The sequence below is a fragment of the Pseudomonas sp. P4_C8 genome, from assembly GCF_056401975.1.
Genome location: NZ_JBFUIH010000093.1, coordinates 1 through 5,416, shown reverse-complemented (window position 1 = coordinate 5,416; position 5,416 = coordinate 1). Strand labels below are relative to the sequence as shown.

Sequence of the window (5,416 nt, the reverse complement as noted above, 5' to 3'; positions counted from 1 at the left end):
GCTTTTGTTCCCGCTAGCGTCGAGCCTGCACGTTCTTTCCTGACCTGCTCGACCCAGCGGCGCAACGCAGTAGGGCCGATATCGAAGTTGGCGCAGACCTCAAGAATGGGCTGGTCTTCATCAAGCACCATGCTTGCAGCATTGAGCTTGAACTCGCTGGAATAGGACTTTCGCATCATCATGCACACCTTAGATTTGGGCGCCATCATAGCGCCCTATTGATGTGTCCAATTTCATTAGGCCAGATCAAGCCAGCTCCTACAGTGTCCGTGGTGTACGTAATTTTGGCGAACGGCGCGACCTTGTAGGAGCTGGCTTGCCAGCGAAGACGCCAGCCCTGTCACCGCAGAATTAGCGAACAGCCCTTAAAAACAAAACCCGCACTTGGCGGGTTTTGTTTTTAAGCATTACATCTATCAGTCAGCCAAACGCCAGGTCGTGCCACCCTTCCCATCTTCCAGCACCACGCCCATGGCGGTGAGCTGGTCGCGGATGCGGTCGGACTCAGCCCAGTCTTTCGCCGCACGAGCCGCCAGACGCGCAGCAATCAGCGCATCAACCTCAGCCGCATCCACCCGCCCTTCAGCGCCGGCCTGCAAGAAGTCATCGGCCTCAAGCTGCAACACACCCAGCACGCTCGCCAGTTCTTTCAAGCGCGCTGCCAGACCCGCCGCCGCATTGAGATCGCTCTCGCGCAGGCGGTTGATCTCGCGCACCATCTCGAACAGCACTGCACAGGCTTCCGGCGTGCCGAAGTCGTCGTTCATCACCTGGGTGAAACGCTCGACAAAGGCTTCGCCGCCAGCCGGGGCCACGTTCGGCAGGCCTTTCAACGCGTGGTAGAAACGCTCGAGTGCGCCTTTGGCGTCCTTGAGGTTGTCTTCCGAGTAGTTGATCGCGCTGCGGTAGTGGCTCGATACCAGCAGGTATCGCACGACTTCCGGGTGGTACTTTTCCAGCACGTCGCGAATGGTGAAGAAGTTGTTCAAGGACTTGGACATCTTCTCGCCATTGATGCGAATCATGCCGCAATGCATCCACGCGTTGGCGTAGGTCTTGCCGGTGGCCGCTTCGCTCTGGGCGATTTCGTTTTCATGGTGCGGGAACTCGAGGTCGCTGCCGCCGCCATGAATGTCGAAGGTCTCGCCCAGGCAGCAGGTCGACATCACCGAGCACTCGATGTGCCAGCCCGGCCGGCCGTCGCCCCACGGCGACGCCCAGCTCGGCTCGCCCGGTTTGGCGCCTTTCCACAGCACGAAGTCCAGCGGGTCCTGCTTGGACTCGTCGACTTCGATCCTCGCGCCGATGCGCAGGTCTTCGATTTTCTTGCGCGACAGCTTGCCGTAACCCATGAACTTGGCGACGCGGTAGTACACGTCGCCATTGCCAGGGGCGTAGGCGTAACCCTTGTCGATCAGGGTCTGGATCATGGTCTGCATGCCAGCGATGTGATCGGTGGCCCGTGGTTCCATGTCCGGCTTGAGGATGTTGAGGCGCGCCTCGTCCTCGTGCATCGCGGTGATCATGCGCTCGGTCAGCACGTCGAACGGCTCGCCGTTCTCCTTCGCCCGATTGATGATCTTGTCTTCAATGTCGGTGATGTTGCGCACATAAGTCAGGTTATAACCGCTGAAGCGCAACCAGCGGGTCACCAGGTCGAACGCAACCATGCTGCGGCCGTGGCCAATGTGGCAGTAGTCGTACACGGTCATCCCGCAGACGTACATGCGCACATTGTTGCCATCCAGCGGCTTGAAGACTTCTTTGCTCTTGGTGAGCGTGTTGTAGATCGTAAGCACTTTAGTTTCCTTGAATCACTGGCCCCACGAATCACGCAAGGTCACGGTACGGTTGAACACCGGATGACCTGGTTTCGAGTCCTTGATATCCGCGACGAAGTAGCCTTCGCGCTCGAACTGGAAACGGTCTTCCGGCTGTGCATTGCCCAGCGAAGGTTCAGCACGACAACCGGTGAGGACTTGCAGCGAGTCAGGGTTGATGTTGTCCAGGAAACTGGCGCTGTCTTCGGCCTTCTCAGGGTTGGCCGAACGGAACAGGCGATCGTACAGGCGCACTTCGCACTCGACGCTGGCAGCGGCCGGCACCCAGTGCACTACGCCTTTGACCTTGCGGCCTTCAGGGTTCTTGCCCAGGGTTTCCGGGTCGTAGGAGCAACGCAGTTCGACGATGTTGCCATCGGCGTCCTTGATCGCTTCGTCGGCACGAATCACGTAGCTGCCGCGCAGACGCACTTCACCGGCCGGTTCCAGGCGCTTGTAGCCTTTTGGCGGCTCTTCCATGAAGTCTTCACGGTCGATGTAGATCTCACGGGCGAACGGCAGAACGCGCATGCCCATGTCTTCTTTCGGGTGGCACGGCAGTTCGAGGTTCTCGACCTGGCCTTCCGGGTAGTTGGTGATCACGACTTTCAGCGGACGCAGCACGCACATGGCACGCGGAGCGCTGTGGTCGAGGTCGTCACGGATGCTGAATTCGAGCATGCCGAAGTCAACCACGCCGTCGGACCGGTTGGTGCCGATCATTTCGCAGAAGTTGCGGATCGATTTCGGCGTGTAGCCACGGCGACGGAAGCCCGACAGCGTGGACATGCGCGGATCGTCCCAGCCATTGACGTGCTTCTCGTCCACCAGCTGCTTGAGCTTGCGCTTGCTGGTGATCGTGTAGTTCAGGTTCAGGCGGCTGAACTCGTACTGACGCGGGTGCGCTGGCACGGGCAGGCTGTCGAGGAACCAGTCATACAGCGGACGATGGCTTTCGAATTCAAGGGTGCAGATCGAGTGGGTGATGCCTTCGATGGCGTCCGACTGACCGTGGGTGTAGTCGTAGTTTGGGTAGATGCACCACTTGTCACCGGTCTGGTGGTGGTGAGCGTGACGGATGCGATACATGATCGGGTCGCGCAGGTTCATGTTCGGCGAGGCCATATCGATCTTGGCCCGCAGCACACGTGCGCCGTCCGGGAACTCGCCGGCACGCATGCGAGCGAACCAGTCGAGGTTTTCTTCCACGGAGCGATCACGGAACGGGCTGTTTTTGCCCGGCTCGGTCAGGCTGCCGCGGTATTCCTTGGCCTGATCCGGGCTGAGGTCGTCGACGTAAGCCTTGCCGGCCTTGATCAGCTCAACCGCCCAGTCGTGCAACTGGTCGAAATACTGCGACGCATAGCGCACTTCACCGGACCATTCGAAGCCCAGCCATTTGACGTCGCTTTCGATCGCGTCGATGTATTCCTGGTCTTCCTTGGCCGGGTTGGTGTCGTCGAAACGCAGGTGCGTGACGCCGCCGAATTCCTGGGCCAGGCCGAAGTTCACACAGATCGACTTGGCGTGACCGATGTGCAGGTAGCCATTGGGCTCAGGCGGGAAACGGGTGACGATCTGCGTGTGCTTACCCGAGTCCAGGTCCGCCTGGATGATCGGGCGCAGGAAATTGACCGGCACGGCAGGGCCGGTCTTGGCATTCGAGGTAGGGTCGACAGTGGGCTTGCTCATAGGATCCTTGAACGTACAAGTGCGCGGCCGGAAGAAGGCCAAGTAAAACAAAGCCGCTATCATAGCCGATGCTGTCAAGTAGCTGACAGAGCGCGCCTGCAAACGGTCGCATTTAATCGGCTATCGATGAAAAACAGCCTCGAAATTCGCGCCTGTCACGCTAAACTGCCCTCCTTGGCCAAAAAAGGCTGAACAGGTGACGGGCCTTAATGTCCCGACATCCACGAATTCCTTGAAAGAGTAGTAATCAYGACCCAAGTCAAACTGACCACCAACCATGGCGACATCGTCCTGGAACTGAACGCTGAAAAGGCCCCGATCACCGTGGCCAACTTCATCGAGTACGTCAAAGCCGGTCACTACGAAAACACCGTTTTCCACCGCGTCATCGGCAACTTCATGATCCAGGGCGGCGGTTTCGAGCCAGGCATGAAAGAAAAGAAAGACAAGCGCCCAAGCATCCAGAACGAAGCTGACAACGGCCTGCCGAACGTGAAGTACAGCGTTGCCATGGCCCGCACCATGGAACCGCATTCGGCTTCCGCCCAGTTCTTCATTAACGTGGCTGACAACAGCTTCCTGAACCACAGCGCCAAGACCACTCAGGGCTGGGGCTACGCCGTGTTCGCCAAAGTGGTTGCAGGCGAAGAAGTCGTCGACAAGATCAAAGGTGTTTCCACCACCATGAAGGCCGGCCACCAAGACGTACCAGCAGAAGACGTGATCATCGAGAAAGCCGAGATCATTGAGTGATACTGCTGATTTCAGACTTGCATCTGGAAGAGGAGCGCCCGGACATAACCCGGGCGTTTCTGGATTTGCTCGCCGGACGCGCCCGCTCGGCGAGTGCGTTGTACATCCTGGGCGACTTTTTCGAGGCGTGGATTGGCGACGATGCCATGACGCCCTTTCAACGCTCCATCTGCCAAGCCCTGCGCGAACTTAGCGACAGTGGCACGGCCATCTTTTTGATGCACGGCAATCGCGACTTCATGCTGGGCCAGGCCTTCTGCAAACAGGCCGGCTGCACGTTGTTGAAGGACCCGAGTGTCGTGCAGTTTTATGGCGAGCCGGTGCTGTTGATGCACGGCGACAGCCTCTGCACCCGAGACGAAGCCTATATGAAGCTGCGTCGCTACCTGCGCAACCCCATCAGCCTGTTCATCCTGCGGCACTTGCCGCTGCGCACTCGGCATAAACTGGCGCGCAAGCTGCGCAGTGAAAGCCGTGCGCAAACGCGGATGAAGGCCAATGACATCGTGGATGTCACGCCGGAAGAAATTCCGCGGATCATGCAGGAATATGGCGTGAAGACCTTGATCCACGGCCATACCCATCGCCCGGCCATCCACAAATTGCAGCTGGGCGAGCAAGCGGCCAAGCGCATTGTGCTCGGGGATTGGGATCGTCAGGGCTGGGCGTTGCAGGTGGATGAACAAGGGTTTGCCCTGGCACCGTTCGACTTCACCCCGCCACCGCAACTGGCCGCCCCCACTCACTAACTGCCGAACACAAAACTCCTTGTGGGAGCGAGCCTGCTCGCGATAGCGGATTCACATTCAACATCTTTACTGACTGGTCCACCGTCATCGCGAGCAAGCTCGCTCCCACATTTGGTCCCCACGGTGTCAGCCAATTTTCGGACTGACACCAATCCCCTGTAATTGGATGGACTCGCCCACGCCGAGGCGTCAATGCGCCACGGTGGCAGTCTAAGAAGCCAACGGCAGCGAGGGCGAGTCCATGAAAAAGAATACGACGCTTAAACAGTCCCTGTCTTCAACCGATGTGTCGGCCTGTACGACAGTGGCGGTCGATCTTGCCAAGCAGGTCTTTCAGGTCGCAGGCGAAGACGCTCTGGGCCAGGTGCTTTATGAAGAACGCCTCAAATCGCGTGAAGCTTT

Annotated in this window: 5 protein-coding genes and 1 pseudogene; 3 read left to right on the top strand and 3 right to left on the bottom strand. The window is 58.7% G+C overall.

Annotation, left to right across the window (positions count from 1 at the left end; translation table 11 throughout):
• The 3 genes from AC1DWM_RS29885 to AC1DWM_RS29875 all read right to left on the bottom strand — a co-directional run.
• On the bottom strand, positions 1–182 hold a 182-nt coding region (locus AC1DWM_RS29885), incomplete at its 3' end, for a transposase (RefSeq protein WP_477796854.1).
• Positions 183–416: 234 nt separating this feature from the next.
• Positions 417–1,799: a cysteine--tRNA ligase gene (gene cysS / locus AC1DWM_RS29880; protein ID WP_223520389.1), complete on the bottom strand. Its 1,383-nt coding sequence runs from the start codon at positions 1,797–1,799 to the stop codon at positions 417–419.
• Between the two features lie 15 nt (positions 1,800–1,814).
• Positions 1,815–3,512 carry a glutamine--tRNA ligase/YqeY domain fusion protein gene (locus tag AC1DWM_RS29875; RefSeq protein WP_223520391.1) on the bottom strand — a complete coding sequence of 566 codons (1,698 nt, stop codon included), beginning with the start codon at positions 3,510–3,512 and terminating at the stop codon, positions 1,815–1,817.
• Positions 3,513–3,758: 246 nt separating this feature from the next.
• Here AC1DWM_RS29875 and AC1DWM_RS29870 point away from each other — a divergent pair, with 246 nt between their 5' ends.
• From AC1DWM_RS29870 to AC1DWM_RS29860, 3 genes and pseudogenes are all read left to right on the top strand, one after another.
• On the top strand, positions 3,759–4,265 hold the full coding sequence (locus AC1DWM_RS29870; protein WP_477796855.1) for a peptidylprolyl isomerase: 507 nt from the start codon (positions 3,759–3,761) through the stop codon (positions 4,263–4,265).
• Positions 4,262–5,014 carry a UDP-2,3-diacylglucosamine diphosphatase gene (gene lpxH / locus AC1DWM_RS29865; RefSeq protein WP_223520394.1) on the top strand — a complete coding sequence of 251 codons (753 nt, stop codon included), beginning with the start codon at positions 4,262–4,264 and terminating at the stop codon, positions 5,012–5,014. The genes AC1DWM_RS29870 and lpxH overlap by 4 nt, the downstream gene beginning before the upstream one ends.
• 286 nt (positions 5,015–5,300) lie before the next feature.
• Positions 5,301–5,416 (top strand): annotated as a pseudogene (locus tag AC1DWM_RS29860) (IS110 family transposase); the annotation flags it as partial.